Source organism: Frankia sp. RB5 (genome assembly GCF_059816245.1).
Window position 1 is genome coordinate 1 of sequence record NZ_JCBATA010000005.1, and the last position, 20,116, is coordinate 20,116.

16 protein-coding genes are annotated in these 20,116 nt (G+C 70.4%); 11 read left to right on the forward strand and 5 right to left on the reverse strand.

The genetic code is table 11. The features are described from left to right. Positions 1-695: 695 nt before the first annotated feature. Both AC6EXY_RS03590 and AC6EXY_RS03595 read left to right on the forward strand, forming a co-directional pair. Positions 696-1,418 (forward strand): RICIN domain-containing protein, encoded by a 723-nt coding sequence (locus AC6EXY_RS03590; protein WP_499816645.1) that lies wholly within the window; start codon positions 696-698, stop codon positions 1,416-1,418. A 118-nt stretch (positions 1,419-1,536) separates the two neighbouring features. Continuing rightward, positions 1,537-1,818 (forward strand): hypothetical protein, encoded by a 282-nt coding sequence (locus AC6EXY_RS03595; RefSeq protein ID WP_101831537.1) that lies wholly within the window; start codon positions 1,537-1,539, stop codon positions 1,816-1,818. Between the two features lie 292 nt (positions 1,819-2,110). Here the strand turns inward: AC6EXY_RS03595 and AC6EXY_RS03600 are convergent, their stop codons facing one another. After that, positions 2,111-3,151 carry a D-2-hydroxyacid dehydrogenase gene (locus AC6EXY_RS03600; protein WP_499816644.1) on the reverse strand — a complete coding sequence of 347 codons (1,041 nt, stop codon included), beginning with the start codon at positions 3,149-3,151 and terminating at the stop codon, positions 2,111-2,113. Positions 3,152-3,305: 154 nt separating this feature from the next. Between AC6EXY_RS03600 and AC6EXY_RS03605 the strand changes: the two genes are divergently transcribed. After that, positions 3,306-4,487, forward strand: a complete 1,182-nt coding sequence (locus AC6EXY_RS03605) for an NADH:flavin oxidoreductase (protein ID WP_101831554.1) — start codon at positions 3,306-3,308, stop codon at positions 4,485-4,487. 74 nt (positions 4,488-4,561) lie between these two features. On the opposite strand, the gene AC6EXY_RS03610 is transcribed toward AC6EXY_RS03605, so the two are convergent. The 3 genes from AC6EXY_RS03610 to yaaA form a co-directional block, all read right to left on the reverse strand. Further along, a complete protein-coding gene (locus AC6EXY_RS03610; protein WP_499816642.1) occupies positions 4,562-5,818 on the reverse strand; it encodes a type II toxin-antitoxin system HipA family toxin in 1,257 nt (418 codons plus the stop codon). Then, the gene (locus tag AC6EXY_RS03615) at positions 5,818-6,132 is read right to left on the reverse strand and encodes a helix-turn-helix domain-containing protein (RefSeq protein WP_499816641.1); all 315 of its coding nucleotides are present in this window, start codon (positions 6,130-6,132) and stop codon (positions 5,818-5,820) included. The genes AC6EXY_RS03610 and AC6EXY_RS03615 overlap by 1 nt, the downstream gene beginning before the upstream one ends. Before the next feature lie 117 nt (positions 6,133-6,249). Further along, positions 6,250-7,098, reverse strand: coding sequence for a peroxide stress protein YaaA (gene yaaA / locus AC6EXY_RS03620; RefSeq protein WP_101831533.1), 849 nt, complete (start codon positions 7,096-7,098; stop codon positions 6,250-6,252). 588 nt (positions 7,099-7,686) lie between these two features. Here yaaA and metK point away from each other — a divergent pair. From metK to AC6EXY_RS03655, 7 genes are all read left to right on the forward strand, one after another. Beyond that, on the forward strand, positions 7,687-8,889 hold the full coding sequence (metK, locus tag AC6EXY_RS03625) for a methionine adenosyltransferase (protein ID WP_499816640.1): 1,203 nt from the start codon (positions 7,687-7,689) through the stop codon (positions 8,887-8,889). 737 nt (positions 8,890-9,626) lie between these two features. Then, positions 9,627-11,288, forward strand: coding sequence for an ABC transporter substrate-binding protein (locus tag AC6EXY_RS03630; protein ID WP_499816639.1), 1,662 nt, complete (start codon positions 9,627-9,629; stop codon positions 11,286-11,288). Between the two features lie 6 nt (positions 11,289-11,294). After that, complete coding sequence (locus AC6EXY_RS03635) at positions 11,295-12,251, forward strand: ABC transporter permease (RefSeq protein WP_499816638.1); 957 nt, start codon at positions 11,295-11,297, stop codon at positions 12,249-12,251. Next, on the forward strand, positions 12,248-13,174 hold the full coding sequence (locus tag AC6EXY_RS03640) for an ABC transporter permease (RefSeq protein WP_101831528.1): 927 nt from the start codon (positions 12,248-12,250) through the stop codon (positions 13,172-13,174). Before AC6EXY_RS03635 ends, AC6EXY_RS03640 begins: the two co-directional genes overlap by 4 nt. After that, a complete protein-coding gene (locus AC6EXY_RS03645) occupies positions 13,171-15,372 on the forward strand; it encodes a dipeptide ABC transporter ATP-binding protein (protein ID WP_499842290.1) in 2,202 nt (733 codons plus the stop codon). Before AC6EXY_RS03640 ends, AC6EXY_RS03645 begins: the two co-directional genes overlap by 4 nt. After that, complete coding sequence (locus tag AC6EXY_RS03650; protein WP_101831526.1) at positions 15,372-16,487, forward strand: alpha/beta fold hydrolase; 1,116 nt, start codon at positions 15,372-15,374, stop codon at positions 16,485-16,487. The genes AC6EXY_RS03645 and AC6EXY_RS03650 overlap by 1 nt, the downstream gene beginning before the upstream one ends. Continuing rightward, a complete protein-coding gene (locus AC6EXY_RS03655; protein ID WP_243407446.1) occupies positions 16,484-17,566 on the forward strand; it encodes a 2OG-Fe(II) oxygenase family protein in 1,083 nt (360 codons plus the stop codon). Before AC6EXY_RS03650 ends, AC6EXY_RS03655 begins: the two co-directional genes overlap by 4 nt. Positions 17,567-17,741: 175 nt before the next feature. Here the strand turns inward: AC6EXY_RS03655 and AC6EXY_RS03660 are convergent, their stop codons facing one another. Further along, positions 17,742-18,158, reverse strand: coding sequence for an anti-sigma factor (locus AC6EXY_RS03660; protein WP_243407445.1), 417 nt, complete (start codon positions 18,156-18,158; stop codon positions 17,742-17,744). A gap of 347 nt (positions 18,159-18,505) precedes the next feature. On the opposite strand from AC6EXY_RS03660, the gene AC6EXY_RS03665 reads away from it, so the two are divergent. Beyond that, entirely contained in the window at positions 18,506-19,999 is a 1,494-nt protein-coding gene (locus AC6EXY_RS03665) for an MFS transporter (RefSeq protein WP_499816635.1), read from the forward strand. Positions 20,000-20,116: the final 117 nt, after the last annotated feature.

A 20,116-nucleotide genomic window follows, 5' to 3' on the forward strand; every position in this document is an offset into this window, starting at 1 on the left:
GAGCACGAGGAGCGCCTGGTCGCGAGCGGACAGCTTGCGCCAGGTCCGCTGCCGTGCGCGGTCGTCGGCCAGCAACGTGGCCAGGAACTCCAGGGCCGTCTCGGACACGGTGATGACGCCAGGGTAGGTTAGCAACGGAAGTCCTCGGTCAAGGCCACATGATTAGACACCCTGTGATCTACCGAGGACTTCTCTATTTCTCCCGCCTGGACGGACAGTAGTCGGACAACTTCCACTCTCCGGCTGGTTCGCCGGACTTTCTCTTAAACGCGCGCGACGGAACATTCCCGCAATTCACGTAAAATAACATTGAAAATGCTCAATACTTGACGTCGTTTCAGCCGGAGGAGAACCTTTACGGAGCAGCCGATTGACGGAGTGCCAATTCACTGCCCAACACTGCGAGCAGTTGCGACGCCACCTCAATGGAGGCAGGTATGGGAAGAGTAAAATTCAGACGGTCACAGCCGTCAACAATTCGCAAAGCAACAGTTCTCGTCGCCTCAGCCACAATCTAACTATCCTTCACCGTAACCGCTTCTATCGCGAACGCGGCCGGGCCACAGATCTCGACATCCATTGAGGCCCCGGCCGCAGCGGAATCTGTTCAGACGTCGACGGCCTCGCCACCCCAGACCTCAGCTGCGGGCGTTCAACCAGCCGCCCCGTCAGCGTCGGCCGCCACACAGGAAGCCTTGACGACAGGCACGTCTGGCAGTGTCGATGGAACCGTCCTGGAAGTGTCACCTGGCCAGCCGGGCGACAGTCCGAAGAAGAGCGGCGGGCCCTACCCGCCCGTCACCAGTTCGTCCGCCAGGGGGACCGCTACCACCGGTAGCCGGGCCGGCGCCGCCGCGGGGCCGATTGTTTGCCTTCTCGGTCCGGACTGGTACAACGAGGGCGACGTTATCACGGATGCCGATGGAATCCTGTGGCAGTGCCAGAAAAATGCTGCGGGGACCGCCGGGACCTGGGTGCAGATCTCAACTGACATCGACAACCAGATGCGCCAGCTCAGAAGCCAGACACCTGGACTGTGCATCGGCGTGGCCGGCGGTTCAAAGGCTGCTGGCGCGAGCGTCGTACAGGGTGGTTGCGTTAACGGCGACCACAGCCAGGCCTGGGCCCAGATTGCCATCTGGCCTTACGGTGACTATGGTTTTTTGATAAACTGGCACTCTGGACGCTGCATAGACGTCAATGGCAGCGGACTTCTTGTCCAGTCGACATGTACTACCTTCAACACGAACCAACTTTGGCGGAAATACACCTCGGGTAGCTACTGGAAGTTTCAGAACTATGTCTCGGGTAAAATCATCACGGTTCCTGGAGGGTACAACACCGGCGGCCTACAGCTCGACGTCTACGCGGATGTGAACGCAGCCAACCAGAAGTGGTCGATCTTGCCCTTGGTATGAGATTGCCCACCAGAGTAAGCTGGCACACTCCGGGCTCAGGTTCTCCTGCGCGCACCTCGGTACTGCTATAATTATTTTGACCTCCTTGCATTCAGGCCAAGCGCAAAGGACATTTCCGATGAGCGAAGGCGAAACCGCAGGCCAGGAAACACCTACGCACATTGTGAGCTTGCGTCAGGATGTAATTCATGCGATCAGCAAGCTCCGCGAGCACGGCTCCGTGATCGTCGACTTTCGCACGGCGGATCCCGATGCGCAGACCAGCATCGCGGATGTTCTCGATGGGGCAGCACTGGCAAGCGGAAATTCACCCTTCGTCCTGGCCAGCAACGTGTACTTCGTGACAGCCGGAAAGATGCCCAGCAGGGCCGACATCGAAAGATATCGCGACCTCGCATAGTGGAGATCAGTTCATTCGGAGTCCCGGCCTCCTACGACCGCGCCGAGCCGGGACTCCAGCGTGAAACTCGAGTCCACGATCCGGCGGGTCCTCGCCCTGCTCCATGCGGACGCAAAGGCCCTAGATCTGTCTTCCGCACGTGCGTGCGGTGAGCCAGTTGCTTGATCTCTTGTTCGGTTCACGTCAGGTTGATCGCGGTCCATAGTGGCGGGTCTGGGACTGTTCGCGGCTGTGTCGGTCGGCACCTGACGCAACGTCCACCTATGATGCCCACCCTGGCGAAGCGGCGCAGTCAGGTCAGCGGGACCACGTTGCGCAGGGGGCGACCGGTCAGGAAGCGGTGCAGGTTGTCCCGGAAGAGGTCCAGGACGCGGTCGGTGTAGCCGTCCTGGCTGGTCGCGGAATGCGGCGACAGCCGAAGGCCCGGGGTGGTCCACAGCGGGCTGTCGGCGGGAACGGGCTCGACCCGGGTGACGCCGATCGCGGCGGCGGCGAGATGGCCGCCTTCGAGCGCGGAGACCAACGCCTCGTCCGCGACCAGACGGCCCCGGGATACATTGACGAAGAATGACCCTGTGGGCATCGCGGCGAACGCCTTCTGATCGAAGAGATTCTCATTGTCCGCGGTATCCGTCGCACACAGGACGACGGCGTCGGCCTCGGCGAGAGCAGCGTGCATCTCAGCGGCCGAGAACACCTCGTCGAGGCCGTCGATCCCGTCCATCCCGCCGGCTGGCACGGTCCGCGCCACCCCCACGACGCGCATCCGCAGCGCCGCGCATACCTGGGCGACGGCACGGCCGATCGCGCCCATTCCTACGATGACCACCGTCCTGCCGGCGGCACTGCGCCCGAAGGTGAAGCCCCAGTCCCGGCGCCGCTGGCGATCGGCGATCTCGGGTAGCCGCTTCCAGTGTTCCAGCAGCCTGGCCAGCACGAACTCGGCGATCCCCGGTGCGCCCAGGCCGGCGGCGTTGGTCAGCACGATGCCGGCCTCGGCCAGCCCCGCCGACCGGTAACGGCCATAGCCGGAGCCGACGTTCTGCACCCAGCGCAGGCGAGGAGCGACCGCACCGAGACCCATCGGTACGTCCAGGGAAAGCAGGACGTCGGCCTGCGCGAAGGCGACCGACTGTTCCTCCGTCAGAGCCGGTAACAGGTCCTGGGCATCCGGCGAGAAGGGCCTTTCGTCGCGTCGCGTCCGGAGCTCGTGTGCGTTCTCATACGGGCAGTAAAGGGCACGGACAGCAGGCGACACGGACTCGAGGAAAGGAATCGCCGTCACGGGGTCCACATCGGCATAGGCGAGCAGCACGGTCGTCGTCTCCGTCACGTCGGCAGGATAGCCTGCGAGGGCGCCAGTTCACCGGGAGACTCCCGGTGATGATCGCGAACGTCTCGCGGGCGTTTCGGGTGTGACCCTCCTCACGGCCGCCGTTGGTCGTGATCGCGGAACACGGTCGACCGCCCCAATCTTGAACACCATCGTGACTGTGTCTTCGAGCCCAGCCGTGCCCGCACCCGCCACCGCGCCTGTCCCCGCCCCTGTGCCGGACAGCACGAGCCTGTTGGACGGTGTCGACGCCGCGCCGCTTTTCAGCCCGTTCGTGCTGGGCGACGTGAAGCTGGCGAACCGTTTCGTGATGGCGCCGATGACCCGGCAGTTCTCCCCGGGTGGCATCCCCGGTGAGGATGTGGCGGCCTACTACGCCCGCCGCGCCGAACACGTCGGCCTGGTCGTCACCGAAGGTACCTACGTTGATCATCCGTCCGCCGGCTCCAGCGACCGGGTGCCCCGCTTCTACGGCGACGACGCCCTGGCCGGCTGGCGTCAGGTCGTCGAGGCCGTGCACGCCGTCGGCGGACGGATCGTGCCCCAACTGTGGCACCTCGGGGCTACCCGTGAGGCCGGGACGCCACCGCATCCGCAGGCGCCGGTGTTCAGTCCGTCGGGGCTGCGGGCGGACGGTTCGACGGTAGGCGAACCGGCGACGACCGCGGAGATCGACGCTGTGGTCGCCGCCTTCGCCACCGCCGCCGCGGACGCCCGTCGAGCCGGCTTCGACGGCGTCGAGCTGCACGGCGCGCACGGCTACCTGCTGGACCAGTTCTTCTGGCAGAACACCAACCGCCGCACCGACAGCTACGGCGGCGATCTCGCGGCCCGGGCCCGTCTCGGCGCGGAGGTCGTCGCCGCCGTCCGCGGCGAGGTCGGGCCGGACTACCCGGTGATCTACCGCTACTCCCAGTGGAAGGGCAGCCACTTCGACGCCCGCGTCGCCGACACCCCCGACGAGCTCGAGACGCTGCTCGCCCCGCTCGTCGACGCCGGGGTCAGCGCGCTGCACGTGTCGACCCGCCGCTACTGGCTGCCGGCGTTCGACGGCTCGCCGCGCACCCTGGCCGGCTGGACGAAGCGGGTCACCGGCCTGCCCGTCATCGCCATTGGTTCGATCGGGCTGACGACGGCCTTCCGCGGTGACCACGAGGGCTCGACGGCGACGCTGAGCCTCGCACCCCTGCTGGACCTTTTCGCCGGCGGCGAGCTCGACCTTGTCGCCCTCGGCCGCGTCCTGCTCTCCGACCCGGCCTGGACCACGAAGCTGCGCGAACACCGCCTCGCCGACATCCTCCCCTACGACGCCGCGGACACCACCCGCCTCACCTGACGAACAGCCGGGACCGCCGAATCCCACCCGGACGGCCGCGGAGATCACAATTCCACACGACCTGAGACGGTTCGTCAGGGCACGCTGAGCCCACGAGCGATCCGTCGCTGTTCACCCTCGTAGGCCACGGCCATCCGGTCGTTCTGGCCTTTCGGAATACCGAGATCGGCTGCGGCCTGCCGCCAGCCCGCGGTGGCGGTCTCCACCTCCCTGACCAGATCGTGAGCCCTCGGCAGTGACAGGCGGAAATAGGCGGCGACCGACAGCGCGATGTCGATGCTCGCGTCGGTGCTGTCGAGGTCGATGGCCGTGCTCAGTCGGGTCGGATTGTCCGGATTGGGGTTGAGGTCGTAGGCAGGAGAGAGCGCCCAGCCGTCCCGCTCGCGCAGGAACGCGTGATTGCGCAGGTGATCGTCGGTGTTCGCGGTCAGGATCGAGAACAGGATCCGCCGGTAGAGCTCGCACAGGTCGGCGTCAGCGCTCGGGGAGTAGCGTTCGATCACCTCGGCGATCTCGAGGTAGCTGCGGCGATCCCCGTCGGAGGCCTCGAGCATGGTCAGGGCGCTCGCGAACCCCAGCCGCCGCGCGCCGATGCGGTCGAAACGGCTCAGAAGTAGTACATGCCGGCCGGCGACGGTCAGCAACTCCGACTCCGCCACGGTAAGCCCCGCCCGCCGCGCGAGCCTCAGCTGTACCTCCTCCCAACCAGCCACGTCCCATTCGTCACTACCCGAACGCGGAAACTTGGCGATCGAGAGGCGCCCGGACACGTCCCGCGCCGCGACCTTGGGCCGCGCGCCACCCAGGGAACTACCCGCGTCGACGAGATCCGCAAGATCTCGGTCGAAGTCGCCCTCCGCGCGCACCCGGTCGACTGCCCGCATGAGCCGGGCCAGGTCGATCAGCCGTGGGACCGCGTGCCGGTGCGTCGAGAAGTACGTGGCGGTTCCCGGTGGGCGGAACCGGACATTTCCCTGGCGGGTGTCGTCTCGGACGCCGAGAAGGAAGTCGGACGGACGAAGAGTGCGGGGTGTGGTCGCGGCAGCGCGGGCACGCTCGCGCTCCTCACGCCGCATGAGGTTCTCACCCCATCGGTCAGGAGAGCTGTCCGCGAACGCGTTGAAGATGGCTGACCCAGGCGGCGTGTGGAAGACGCCGGCGGCCCTGGTCAGCGCCGGATCAAGATCATATCCAGTCGGGTTGGTCAGGTATGCGTCGGAATAGCGGAACGTGGCGCTCTGTCCACCTCGGTCGTGCAGCCACAACGTGCCAGCGGCGATCTGCCGCCCTTCGATCTCGACGGTGACCTCGACGGGATCCCGTCCGGCCATCAGCGCCGCACTCGCTTGGGGAGGATCTCATCCATGCGCAGCCGGCCGACGTCGGTCTCGTACGGGTCGGCGGCCTTGACCACGGCATCCATGATCCCGACGGTCCGCAGCACCCTGAGCAGGTTCTCCATGCTCGCGGTGCCCCTGCCCTGCTCGATGGCCCGCAGCGTGTCCCGCGAGATCCCGGCTCGCTCGGCGACCTGGGCCGCCGTCAGCCGATTCAGCTTCCGCCAGGTCGACACATGCTCGCCGAGCAGGCGTAGCGACCGCGCTACCGACAACGGCGTCACGTGCGCGCCCCTGTTACCGACCATAGCCGGCATCATACCGCTCTACGACGATTATCATCGTCGTTAGGCGTTGATCAGCCTCGGCCTCGCCGTCGGGATGGGGTGCGGTGGTCGGACCTCTTCGGACGCGACGGCGCCGGCTCAGGCGGTCGGGCTCCAGCGGGCGATGACGTCGAGGGTGGGCGCGGTCGCGGTACCGCGTGGCTCGGCGACGAGGCCAGCGGACTCGGCCACCTCGGCCACGTCGTCGATGCTCTTGACCAGGCGACCGGCGACCTGGGCGAGCAGGAGGGCGCGGGTCAGCAGACCCTTCGTCTGCTTCGCCTGGAAGCTGAGCGGACGGCGGGCCCAGCGCCCGTCGACGCGTTTCTCGGTCAGGGCACGCACCGGCAGAGCGCAGGCACGCAGCGGCCCGGAAAGGGATGGCACGGTCGCGTAGTCCGAGGAGCGCAGGTCCACGACGAGGTGCTCGCCGACGACATCCGGGATGCCGGCAAGCAGGTCGGGCAGCACGGGCGCGAGCCGGGCGCGCCAGTAGGCCGCGAGCACCGTCGGTGCGGTACGGCCACCGATACCTGGCACCGCCGCCGTCATACCGACCCGATGGTCCGGCACCGGCTCGGCCGCGCCGAGGAAACCGAAGGCCCCGTTGGAGACGAACAGGGTGTGGTCGGCCGCGGCTCGCGCGGCGGGTGGCAGCTCCGCCGGGGCCAGCGCCTGGTAGAGCACGCCCACGAAGCGGTCGAGCGCGGGCCTCGTCGGTGCGTCCAGAAGCGCGATGTTGGCGGCCAGGTCGGCCCGTGCGCGCGAGGCCGGCAGCCGCAGGGCGACGGACGCCGCGTTCGGATCGGCCTGGCAGAACGCCGCGACTGCCCGGGCCACGTCAGCGCGGGCCTCCGCGAGCGGGCCGTCACCGAACCCGGACGCCCGCAACGACGGCCCGTCGCCACCCTCGGCCTTCGCCTCGCTCGGCGGCAGCAGGATCCGCACCCGTCCAACCTCCACTCACGATCCCGACATCCGCGTTCAGCGCTGCCAGGCTAACGACGCCTGCGCCCAGGGCGCCCCGCCATCATCGAGGTGCCCGGGCGTGCTATGTTCACTGGGTTGGTAGGGATTGCTGTGCCTGCCAGTGGTCAGCGCGGCGAGCACGTGCCGCTCGCTGCGATCGGAGTCAGCCGGGCCGGCGAAGCTCCGCACCCTCGAGCTCACACGCTCGAGGACGTCCGCGAAGGAGGTCTCGTGTCGACCGCGACGCACCACTTCGACGGGCTCCGTCTCGCCTCCCGCCGGCACGTCGACCTCGGTCGTGTCGTCAGCGCCGCCTGTTGCTTCTGACCGCTCCGCTCTCCCCCTCCTCCATCTGGCCATCAGGCCGATGGGCCACCAGAGGTCCACAGCGGCTGCGCCTGGCGTTCTGACGCGCCTCCCGCCTCCCGCCTACCGCGCCTCACACTTCGACCATTTCCGCGCCCAGGTCGGGTTTCGGCACGTGCACCCCGAACGTCAGCCGTCTCCTGCCCGCGCGGCGACGCGATCTTCTGATCATTTCAATGACGAGATGAGGTATCAGCTCTCATGTCCCGACGCCTTTTCACCTCGGAGTCCGTCACCGAGGGACATCCGGACAAGCTCGCCGACCAGATCAGCGACGCGCTGCTCGACGCCTACCTGGCCGCCGACCCGCGCTCCCGGGTCGCGGTCGAGACGCTGCTGACGACCGGCCACGTGCACGTGGCCGGGGAGGTCACGTCGTCGGCGCTGGTGGATGTCACCGCGGTCGTCCGGCGCACGCTGCTGGACATCGGTTACGACGCGTCCACCGGCTTCGACGGCGCCACCGTCGGTGTGCTGGTCTCGATCGGCGCGCAGTCCCCCGACATCGCGCAGGGCGTCGACAGCGCCTACGAGGCCCGGGTGGAGGGCGGGCAGGACGACCTGGATCGGCAGGGCGCCGGCGACCAGGGGTTGATGTTCGGGTACGCCACCGACGAGACCCCGGACCTGCTGCCGCTGCCGATCACCCTCGCGCACCGCCTCGCCGGCCGACTCGCCCAGGTCCGCCACGACGGCACGCTCCCCTACCTGCGCCCGGACGGGAAGACCCAGGTCACCATCGAGTACGACGGGGACCGGCCGGTCCGCCTCGACACCGTCGTCGTCTCCTCCCACCACGCGGCGGGCATCGACCTGGACGCCCAGCTCGCCCCCGACATCCGCGCGTCGGTGATCGAACCCGAGCTCAAGCGGCTGGCCGAGGAGAACCTCGGCCTCGAGGTCGACGGCTTCCGACTCCTGGTCAACCCGACCGGCCGGTTCGAGATCGGCGGCCCCCAGGGCGACGCCGGCCTGACCGGACGTAAGATCATCATCGACACCTACGGTGGCTACGCCCGCCATGGCGGCGGCGCGTTCTCCGGCAAGGACCCGTCCAAGGTCGACCGGTCGGCCGCCTACGCCCTGCGCTGGGTCGCCAAGAACGTCGTCGCCGCGGGCCTCGCCCGCCGGGTGGAACTCCAGGTCGCCTACGCGATTGGCAAGGCCGAGCCGGTCGGCCTGTTCGTCGAGACCTTCGGCACCGAGCAGGTCGCGACCACCGAGATCGAGCGCGCCGTGCGCGAGGTCTTCGACCTGCGCCCCGCCGCGATCATCCGCGACCTCGACCTCCTGCGCCCCATCTACGCGCAGACCGCCGCGTACGGCCACTTCGGCCGCGCCCTCCCCGACTTCACCTGGGAGCGCACCGACCGCGCCGACGCCCTGCGCGCCGCCATCCGCTGACCCCGGCTGACCGGATCGGGCCCGCGTCGATGATCTGGCCGACGCGGGCCGAAGGGTCCGCACCCGCGGCGTCGGCCGCGGTCCGCCGGTAGTAATGCCGCCGGCGCCGAGGGCTGGTTCCACGACGGGTCCGCGAAAGGCCCGCACCCGGTCGGGATTGGAAGAACCTGGCCCGGCTGTTCGACCGGGCCGAGCACAAGGACTGGATTCTCTTCTTCGACGAGGCCGACGCGCTCTTCGGGAAGCGCTCGCCCGGGGCACGCACGCTGTGGACCGCGCCTTCCTGAGGCAGCTGTCATGCGCGAACTGATCAAGGAAGGCAAGCCGGTGTGAGCGAGCCCGCCGCGGCTTTCGGCGCTACTCGCCCCAGGCTTCGGACGCCCGCTCCGCGGAACCTCAAATCCCGATCGCACGGAGTCACGCTCCGTAGACCACTCCCCGGACGTCACCGTTTCATTGCGCTGCGCCCCGACCCTCCGCTATAGTCCCACCGTGGCGTTGAAGAGGGCGTTCTTTGCCCGGAGGTATCTCGACCTCCGTCGCGTCGCAAGCTCGCTGTGTAGCCATTGACCCGAAGAACGAGCCGTACATGCCCGGCGCGGATGCGTCGGTAAACTTTTCTCGGGTATTTCTGTCAGATTTCAGCAACCTTTCCATCGGCTGATTTCCAGGGTCGGGTGCCGGATTCGATCGCGCGGCGCTCGCCCTCCTCGCCCATCCGCAAAGGATCTCTACCTGTGCCGCTATTCCCGACCCTGCCGATCGACATTACCGGGAATCGGATGCCCTCCGCCGCCGAGCACCCCGTGCGGACTCTGCTCAGCCGCCGAGGCCTGCTGGCCGGTGCCGGCGCGGGCGGCGTCGCCGCCCTTCTCGCGGCCTGCGGCAGTTCCGGACCCGGCGCGCACCCTGGCTCGGCCGGCGCGGCGGGTGCCACCGGAGGCAGGCGAGGCGGGCTGATCACTCTTGGGGCTCCCACGCCGCCCACCGCCCTGGACCCGGTGACCATGTACGACGGGACCGCGATCGCACTGGTCCAGCTCGTCGCCGAGTACCTGATCTGGCTCGACCAGGACTTCCAGCTTCACCCCGCGCTCGCGACCGGGTGGACCTCGTCGGAGGGGGGACGGACCTGGTCGTTCACCTTGCGCAAGGGCGTGGTCTTCTCCGACGGCACACCGCTGGACGCGCCGACGGTGAAGGCGTCGTTCGACCGGCTGCTCGATCCGGCGAACAAGTCCGCCGCCCTGTCCGCCTTCGCGTCGGTCCTGGCGGCCGGCGGCGTGGCGGTGTCGGGTGCGGACACGGTGGTCTTCCACCTTCAGCGGCCGTTCTCCGACTTCCCCTACCTGGTATCCGCGGGTAACTACAACGCGCTTGTACTCAAGGCCGACTACAAGCTCGGCACGTTCGCCCAGCGGCCGATCGGCACCGGGCCCTTCCTGCTCGACTCCTATGACGTCGGCAAGGGAGCGTCGTTCAGCCGAAACCCGAAGTACCGGGACACCCGCACGCCCTACCTCGACGGCGTCAAAGTGGTCTTTCACAAGGACGCCCAGGCCGACCTGCTGGCGTTGCAGAGCGGTGCCATCGACGCTCAGATCCTCTCCCAGGCCGACCTCGTCGTGCCGATCGCCGGAAGCGGCTCGATCGCCGTCGACAAGGTCAGCGGTACCGGCCTGTCCGCGTTCACCCTGCGGGTCGACAGGCCGCCGTTCACGAAGAAGGAGGTCCGGCAGGCCATCGCCTACGCGCTGGACCGGCCGGGTGTCCTCACCTCCGTTTACAACGGGGTCGGCGTCGCCGGCAACGACCACCTCTTCGCGCCCGCGTTCGCCGCCGCGCCGAAGGACCTGCCGCAACGTGCGAAGGACGCGGCGAAGGTCAGGTCGCTGCTGTCCGCCGCGGGGGTCGGCAACCTGCGGTTCACCCTCAGCTTCGACCCGCCGAGCAAGGCATACGCCCTGGTCATCCAGGACCAGCTCAAGCGGGTGGGAATCACCGTCGATCTCGACCAGCAGACCTCGGAGGCGTTCTACGGCGGCAACCAGGAGACCGACACCCCCTGGTTGTTCACCGACGCGAACCTCGTCGGCTGGGCGGGCCGCCCGACACCAGGTCAGTTCATCATCCCGATGGTGAAGAGCCACGGCGCCTGGAACGGCTCGAAGTACGCCAACCCCGTCCTGGACGCCGCGGCCGACGCCTACGACGCCGCGACCGACCCCGCCGAGCGTCGGAAGCAGGCCGCGATCATCGCACGGGCCCTCCACGAGGACGTGCCGGTCATCATCACGGCGTGGTCCGGCGCCGTCCGGGCCTACCGGTCCGATCGGGTCAGGGGGTTGCGCGCCCATCCGTCGGCCTTCCTCGACCTGACGACCGTGAGCCGGGTGTGATCCCACGTGCTGCGCTTCCTGACCCGGCGGCTGGTGACGATTCTCGTCACCATGCTGGCGGTCAGCTTGCTGGTGTTCATCGCCACCGAACTGATCCCCGGCGACGTGGCACGCGTCGTGCTGGGCCGGGAGGCCAGCCAGGCGTCGGTGGACGCGCTGCGCCACCAGCTACGCCTCGATGAGCCGCTGGTGCCCCGGTACCTGCACTGGCTCGGCGGGTTCGTCACCGGCGACTGGGGACGATCCTACACACTGGGGGTCGACGTCCGCCCACTGGTGGTCGAGCGCCTGCTCAACAGCGCGACGCTCGCCCTGCTCTCCTTCGTCCTCCTGGTCCCCGTCGCCCTGACGCTCGGCCTCGCCGCGGGGCTGCGGGAGGGACGGCTCACCGACCGGATCCTCAGTGTCACGGGTCTGAGCCTCGCTGCCGTTCCGGAGTTCGTCACCGGCGTCGTGCTGCTGGTGATCTTCAGCGTCCGGCTGCACTGGCTGCCCTCGTCGGCGCAGGCCCCGCCGGGAGCTGGTCCGCTGACCCGGATCCAGCATCTGCTGCTGCCCGCGCTCTGCCTGGTCCTGCTGTGCACCGGCTACGTCGCCCGGCACGTGCGGGCGAGCACGGTCGCGGTCCTGGCCAGCCCGTTCATCCGGGCGATGCGGGTGCGTGGCCTGTCCGAGACGCGGCTCGTGCGCGGACATGTGCTGCGCAACTCGCTGGTGCCGGCGACGGGCGCGCTCGCCGTGCAGCTGCAGTTCCTGCTCGCGGGGCTGGTGACCGTCGAGCTGCTGTTCGGCTACCAGGGCATCGGGGACCTGCTGCTGTCGTCGGCGACCAGCAAGGACGTGCCCGCCCTGCAGGCCAGCGCGATCGTGCTGGGCGCGGTGGGGATGGGCATCTACGTCATCGCCGACCTGGTGTATGCGCTGCTCGATCCGCGCGTACGGGTGGGGAGGGCACGGGCGTGACAAGCGCGGAGGTCGACAGCGCGGCGACGCGCCCCCCGCGCGAGGAGGCCGCGGCCAGCGGTGCGCCTCACCGTGCGCGGGACCAGGCGCGTGCGCGGGACGGATCACTCGCCCCCCGCGGGCTCGTCCGCCGTCCCTCGTTCGTGGTCGGCGTGTGCCTGCTGGTCGGCTGGGTCGTCGTCGCCGTGTTCTGGCCGTGGTTGGCGCCGGCGGATCCGATGGCCCAGAATCCGTCCCTGCGGCTGCTGGGCCCGAGTGGCGGCCACCTGTTCGGCACCGACCAGTTCGGCCGGGACGTGTTGTCGCGGGTGATGGCGGGGGCCCGTCCGGTGCTGGAGGTCGCCCCACTGGCGACCGCGCTCGCGGTCGCGGCCGGAAGCCTGCTCGGGCTCGTGTGCGGGATGCGGCGCGGCCTGGTCGACGAGATCGTGATGCGGGTCGTCGACATGTTCGCGGTCTTCCCGAGCCTCGTCGCGGCCGTGGTGGTGGTGGCACTCGCGGGCCGGTCGACGACGACCCTCGTCCTTGTCATCGCCACGTTCTCCACCCCGATGGTGACGCGCAGCGTCCGGGCGGCCGCGCTGGTCGAGCGGGAAAAGCCCTACGTCGAGGCAGCCCGGCTGCGCGGCGAGCCGTTCTGGTCGCTGCTGTGGCGGGAGGTGCTGCCCAATGTCAGCGGGACCGTGCTGGTCGAGGCGACGTCGGGGCTGGGTAACGCGATCTTCGCCGCGTCGACCCTGTCCTTCCTCGGGCTCGGCCAGGCACCGGGATCCCCGGAGTGGGGCGCCTCCGTGGCCGACAACCGGGTCTTTCTCCAGCAGTGCTGGTGGACGGTGCTGTTCCCGGCGCTCGCCGTCGGCAGTCTCGTCGTCGGTATCGCGCTGATCGCCGACAACCTGCGTGAACAGGCCACGCGGCGATGAGCGGGCCACGGGAGCGCGAGCCGGCGGGGAGCAACCGGGCGGCAGGTGATCCGGCGGTGGATGGCACCGCGGGCGCCGCAGGCACCGGCGGAACCGCAGGCACCGGGGGGCTCGTCGTCGAGGGGCTGACGGTGAGCTACCCGTCGTCCGCCGGACCGGCCGTCGCTCTTCACGGTGTCAGCCTGCGGATCCGACCCGGCGAGACCTACGGCCTGGTAGGTGAGTCGGGGTGCGGCAAGAGCACACTGGCCGCGGCGCTCGCGGGCGTGCTGCCCGGTGGCGGCGGCATCGACGCCGGCCGCATCGCACTCGACGGGGTCGATGTGCGGGCCCTGTCCGCCCGGGAGCATCGGCGGTGGCGGGCCAGCGCCTTCGCCATGGTTCATCAGGGCACGAGCAGCAGCCTGGACCCCACCATCCGGGTCGGCGCGCAGGTGGCCGAGGTCTGCCGGCTGGCGGGTCTGTCTCGGGCGCAGGCCCGGTCCCGGGCCGTCGAGCTGCTCGGCGCGGTGCGGCTGCCCGAGCCCGCGACGCTCGCGCGACGATGGCCGCACGAACTCTCCGGCGGCCAGCAGCAACGGGTCGGTATCGCCGCGGCCCTCGCCGGCAGCCCCCGCCTGCTGGTGCTCGACGAGCCGACCACCGGCCTCGACCCCGCCGTCGAGCGGGAGATCCTCGACCTGATCCAGGCGCTGCGGCGGCAGATCGACGCCGCTGTCCTGCTCATCAGCCACGACCTCGCCCTGGTCGCGCGCACCTGCGAGCGGGTGGGCGTGCTGTACGCGGGACGCCTGGTCGAGCAGGGCGCGGCGGCCGATCTGCTCACCTCGCCCCGCCACCCCTACACCGCCGCCCTCGTCGCCGCGGTCCCCCGAGTGGGGGTGAGCAGGCGAGAGCGCAGGATGCCAGCGCTGCCCGGGCAGCCGCCGGCACCCACCGACCGGCCGGCGGGCTGCGCCTTCGCCGACCGGTGCGCGCTCGCCGACGAGGTGTGCCGCACGTCGGAGCCACCACTCGCGCCCACCGGCCCCACCGGCCCCACCGGCTCCTCAGCAGGATCGGCCGACCTTCCTGAGGGAGTCGCCGACCTCTCGGACGGGCACACGGTGCGCTGCCATCACAGCATCCGCGTGGACCTGCCGCGCTTCCAGGAGCAGGTCATCGAGGTGGCCGCCGAGCCGGCCCGGCCGGGTCTGCTGACCGTGCGTGGACTGTCCCGCAGCTATGGCCGGACGCCCGTGCTCACCGGCATCGATCTCGACATCGCTCACGGTGAGGTGCTCGGTCTGGTCGGTGAGTCCGGCAGCGGGAAGACGACCCTTGCCCGGGCCGTGGTCGGCCTGGGCCCGCACGGCCCCGGCGAGATCCGGCTCGACGGCCGGCCGCTGCCGGTGGCGCTGTCCCGCCGCCGCGCCGACGACCGCCGACGCGTGCAGATGGTCTTCCAGGACCCCGACACCACTCTCAATCCCCGGCACACCGTCGGCATGGTGCTGCGCCGGGCGCTGGCGACCCTGCGCGGCGAGGGCACGGTCGCCGACCTCGCCGGGCGCGTCCAGCTCGGGCCCCGCCTGCTGCCGATGAGGACGCCGAGCCTGTCAGGCGGTCAGAAGCAGCGCGTCGCGATCGGCCGGGCCTTCGCCGGCGATCCGCGGCTGGTCGTCTGCGATGAGCCGGTATCCGCGCTGGACGTCAGCGTCCAGGCCGCGGTGCTCGAACTGCTCGCCACCGCCCGCGATGCGCACGGCGTGTCCTACCTGTTCGTCTCGCACGATCTGGCCGTCGTCGGCTACCTCGCCGACCGGGTCGCCGTCCTGTACCGGGGCCGGATCGTGGAGGTCGGCCCGGCCACCGCCGTGCTGCTCGGACCGCACCATCCCTACACCCACGCGCTGACCACACCGGTGGACCCGGTTCCACCCGGGCGAGCCGGGCAGCCAGGGCGGCCCGGGCAGGTACGGCGCGGTTCCACGGCGGCCACGGGCTGCGGCTACGCGGAGAGCTGCCCCCGCAGGATCGACGGTCTCTGCGACTTCGTCGACCCTCCCCTCCTGCCGCTCGGCGGGGGCGTCACGACGGCAGTCCACTCCGTGCGCTGCCACCTCGACGCGGCCGATCTGCCCGTGTTCCCGCCACCGGCGGGGCCGGCCGTCGCAGCGGCGGCGGAGGACGAGAAGCCCGAAAAGGAGAATGTCTGATGTCGGAGAAACGCGCCGCGGTCGCGCTCGACCGGCTCGACGACGGGGCGCTACCCCATGAGTTCGCGCTGCTGGCAGACGTGGCCGCGGATGCCGGGCTCGACGGGAACGATCCACCTCCGGTTCAGCGCCGCTGGTTCAACCCGACGACCGGCGGACACGTGAGCGCCGTGGCGTGGGGATCAGGACGGCCCGAGCTGGTCTTTCTCCATGACGCCGGTCGCGGGGCGCGCCAGTGGGACGCCGTGATCCTGGCCCTCGGGCGCCCGGCCGTCGCGTTGGACCTGCCCGGACACGGCCGTTCGGACCGACGGCGCGACGGCCGGTACGAGCTGGCCCGTCTCGCCGCCGTCACCGCCGAGGCGATCGCCTCGTTCGCTCCGCGGGCCCGGTTGGTGGTGGGCAGCGGCCTGGGCGGGCTCACCGCCCTGGCGCTGGCCGTCCGGCGGCCCGAGCTCGTCCGTCGGCTCGTCCTGCTCGACACCCTGCCCGGGGCCGGACGTGCCGTGCGCCCGGCGGCCAGCGCTGCCCCGGCCTCCCGCGCGGACGCGGTCCGCCTGCTCGCCGACACGATTCCCCGGACCGACCTCCCCCGGACCGACCTCCCCTGGACCGCCGGGTCCGCCGCCGAGATCGGCTCTACCGGCGGCGTGGACTCCGGCGGTGGCGTGCGGTCCGCGGGCGGCGTCGACCTCGTCGGGAGGGCGCTGCGCCGCGAGGTGCTCTACGGCACGGTTCATGAGCCCGACGGTGGCTGGACCTGGCGCCATGATCCGGCGCTGGCCGCGGTCGACCACGATCCGGAACGGTCGTGGGGCGACCTGGCCACCGCCACCGCGGGTGGCGCGGGCGGCGCCCCGGCGGTCGCCGTCTCCGTCATCCGCGCGGCATCGTCGCCCTGCGCCGACGACCTCGAGGAGGCGGTCCGGCGGGCAGGGGTCCAGGTACTGACCGTCGACGGCGTCGACACCGACGTGGAGATCGAACGGCCGGCGGCGCTGGCCGGCGTGCTGGAGGGACTCCTGCTCGATTCGGTGCCGGACGCCACCCGCCAGGCCGCCGCCGGAGCCCCGCAGGAGACCCCGGGCAGCAACCACGAGGAGAACCGGCCTTGACCAGCGCGACGTCATCCAGCATCCCGACCGGAAAGGACACCTCCACCATGTCCGACGAGATCCCCGTCATTGATCTGGAAGCGGCGCTGGCCGCGGACGCGCCCACGGACCTGCTGACACGCGTGCGCACGGCGGCCGAGCGGATCGGCCTGATCCAGGTGGTCAACCACGGTGTGCCAGCGGAGCTGATCGGGGACTTCGAGCGCCGGGTCGAACGGATCCTGCGCCTGCCCAGGCCGGAGAAGGCGAAGCTGGCGAGCCCCAGCGGGCACCCCTTCCGGGGCTGGCGGCAGTGGCCCGACGACTTCGGCCGTCTCGAGATCGAACGGTACTCCGTCGGACAGTTCGACAACCCGGCCGACGCCGCCGCCGCCGGTGTGTCCGAGCAGTGGCTCGGTCTCTACGAACACGGCAACGTCTGGCCGCCGCAGGACCCCGACCTGCGCGGGGTCGCCTTCGCGTACGCCGAGGCGACCGCGGCCCTGGCCCGGCGGGTGCTCGGTCTGTACGAGCGGGTCCTGGGCCTGCCGGCCGGCAGCTTCCCGCACGGCGAGCCGTCCCACCTCAACCTGGTCGTCAACGACTACCCGACCTGGACCTACCCGGAAGCGGCGTCCGACGAGGAGAAGCTCCTCCTGCTGGAACACGCGGACGGTTCCGCGGTGACGATCCTGCACCAGCGCGGCGACTACTCCGGGCTGCAGGCGCAACGGCCGGACGGCAGCTGGATCCCGGTGCCCGTCGTCCCCGGAGCGTTGCAGGTGTTCTCCGGAACGATCCTCACCCGCTGGACCAACGGCTTGTTCCGGCCCGTCCGCCACCGGGTGGTAGCCGGCGGTGCCGCGACCCGACAGTCCACCGGGATCTTCTTTCACCCGAGTCTGGACACCGTGCTGGAGCCGCTGCCGGCCTTCGTCGGGGAGGACGGCACGGATTTCGAACCCGTCGTGCTGGGCGAGATCGACGAGACCAACGTCGAGAACTACCTGCAGGTCTTCGGCCGACCGGAGCAGGTGGCCGCGTGGCGGGAGGGCCGGCCGTACGTCTCGGAGCTCGCCGAGACCTCCGCCGGCCGCTGACCGGCCGGGACGCAGCGTCGCCAAGGGCACCACCGCGGACCGGGCCGAACCGGTCGTGGGGGAAGGCGGGGATCCGCGGTGGTGCCCGGCCACGCCGTCCGGCGTGGCGCGGAGCCTTGACCCGGGCGTTCCCCGGCTGATCCCGAACGCCAGGCTCGACGGCTCTCCGTTCCGCTCAGCAGATCCTGGTGGACGGCTGCTCGCCCGGGTCCGGCCGGTCGCCCCGCCATTTCGCCAGCTCGATCGTCACCTGGCGGCCGGGCCCGGTGGAGCTGGAGACCTCGCTCGCAAGCGCGCTCAGGACGGTCCACGAGAAGGTGTCCTTCGACGGCGGCTCACCGTCGATGCTCATCACCGACACGGCGACCCGCATGGCGCCGGGCAACAACGTGAACGCACACTCCAGCGCGGAGTCGGGAACGGCGGCGACGAGCAGCAGCGCGGACGCCTCGTCCACGGCGATCCGCAGGTCCTCGATGTCGTCGAGGGTGAAGTCCAGCCGGGCGGCGAGCGACGCCGTCGCGGTGCGCAGCACGGTGAGGTAGGCGCTGTCGGCCGGAAGGGCGAGCTGCACAACGTCGCGCGGATCCACGTTTCTACCTCCAGCGCTGCGTGTCCCGGCGGCGAGGCCTCGCCGCACGGCCATGCACTCCGGGCTGTCGTCCCCCGGACGCGCACTCCCAAGGTCTACATCATCATGCCCCGCGGCCCTCGCCCGGCCATGGTCACGGCCGCCGATCACGCCCGCCCGTGCACCCCAAGCCGTATGCCCGTGTGAGGCACGTCATCGGCCGCATGAGGCCAACCCCCTAAACGGACTACCAGAGTCCATCTAACATGTGGACTCAGTTGGTCCGTTTCCTGTCGGACCAGGGTTCCCCTCCCGTCCCGTCGACGGCGTCCGGCACCGGAGGCCGCCGAGTCACCCCACGGAGTGTCATGAGCACTGCCCCTCCGCGCCCGAATCCTGGCCGCACCCTGGCCGTCCTTCTCCTCGCGAGCATGGCGTTCGCGCTCGCGCAGACGACGGTCGTGCCGGCGATCCCCGTGCTGGCCCGCGAGCTGCGTGCCTCCGTCGGCGACGTCACCTGGACGATGAGCGGCTACCTGGTTGCCGCGGCCATCCTGACGCCGATCATCGGCCGGCTCGGCGACATGGTCGGCAAACGTCGCATGCTCGTCGTGTCCCTGGCCGTGTTCGCGCTCGGTGGGGTGGTCGCGGCGCTGGCCGGACAGCTCTGGGTCGTGATCGCCGGCCGGATCCTGCAGGGCGCGGGTGGCGGCGTGATCCCGCTGTGCTTCGGCATCATCCGCGACGAGTTCCCGCCGCATCGGCGACCGGCCTCCATCGGGCTGATCTCGGCGATGCTCGGGATCGGCGGCGGCCTCGGACTCGTCCTCGGTGGACTGCTCGTGGACCACGCGACCTATCACTGGATCTTCTGGTCCGGCGCGGCGATGGCCGCGCTCGCCGCCCTCAGCGCCCAGCTGCTGGTTCCCGAGTCGCCGAACCGGGTGCCCGGCCGCATCGACCTCGTCGGCACCCTGCTGCTGGGCGTCGGCGTCGCCCTGCCGCTGGTCGGCATCAGCCAGGCGAAGACGTGGGGATGGACGAGCGCCACGACCCTGGGCCTGATCGTCGCCGGCGTCGCCGTGCTCGGCGCGCTCGTCGCCTTCGAACGGCGTCAGGCCGAGCCGCTCATCAACATGACCATGCTCGCGCAGCGCCCGGTACTGATCACCAACATCTCCACGGTCCTCGTCGGGTTCGGCATGTTCGGCGCCTTCCTGCTCATCCCGCAACTAGCCCAGACCCCGAAGACGACGGGTTACGGGTTCGGCACCGACGCGACGACCGCCGGCCTGCTGATGGTGCCCGGCTCCCTCGCGATGCTGGTGACCGCACCGCTGGCCGGCGTCATCGCCGGACGGTGGGGCGGACGCATCGCGGTACTCACCGGCAGCCTGGTCACGGCGGCCGGCCTCGCCCTGCTGGCCACGGTGCCCGACTCGCGGCTCGCCCTGGTCCTGATGGGCGTGGTCGCGTTCGCCGGGATCGGCCTGGTGTTCGCGGCGATTCCCAACCTCGTCATCGACGCGGTGGCGGCCGACCGGACCGGCGAGGCCACCGGTGTGAACACGCTGCTGCGTTCGATCGGCTCGTCGCTGGGATCGCAGATCTGCGCGAGCATCCTCGTCTCCCAGGTGGATCCCGTCACCGGCATCCCGACGGCCGACGCCTACCAGATCGCCTTCCTCTTCTGCGCCGTCATCGCGGTGGTCGCCGGCCTCAGCGCACTGGGCCTGCCCCGCTCCCGGACCGGCGCTGGCGCCCCGGCCGCCTCGGCCGATTCCCGACCGGCAGCGCGGGACAGCGACGAGGTGGGCGCGGCACGATCGGCGACCACGCGGGTCGCAAGCGCCACCAGGTAACACGAGACACCCGTACACGAGTACGCACGAGGAACCCGCGTCCGTGCCCGCCGCGAGGCGAGCGCGGGCGCGGGTCATGCGGCGACCCGCCGTCCGCCGATGTGCTGCAATGGGCGG

What these genes read in the sequence shown, in the direction of transcription:
- AC6EXY_RS03595 (WP_101831537.1), top strand. Translation starts at nt 1,537, where the DNA reads ATGAGCGAAGGCGAAACCGCAGGCCAGGAAACACCTACGCACATTGTG.
- AC6EXY_RS03610 (WP_499816642.1), bottom strand. Translation starts at nt 5,818, where the DNA reads ATGGCCGGACGGGATCCCGTCGAGGTCACCGTCGAGATCGAAGGGCGG.
- AC6EXY_RS03615 (WP_499816641.1), bottom strand. Translation starts at nt 6,132, where the DNA reads ATGGTCGGTAACAGGGGCGCGCACGTGACGCCGTTGTCGGTAGCGCGG.
- metK (WP_499816640.1), top strand. Translation starts at nt 7,687, where the DNA reads ATGTCCCGACGCCTTTTCACCTCGGAGTCCGTCACCGAGGGACATCCG.
- AC6EXY_RS03645 (WP_499842290.1), top strand. Translation starts at nt 13,171, where the DNA reads ATGAGCGGGCCACGGGAGCGCGAGCCGGCGGGGAGCAACCGGGCGGCA.
- AC6EXY_RS03650 (WP_101831526.1), top strand. Translation starts at nt 15,372, where the DNA reads ATGTCGGAGAAACGCGCCGCGGTCGCGCTCGACCGGCTCGACGACGGG.
- AC6EXY_RS03665 (WP_499816635.1), top strand. Translation starts at nt 18,506, where the DNA reads ATGAGCACTGCCCCTCCGCGCCCGAATCCTGGCCGCACCCTGGCCGTC.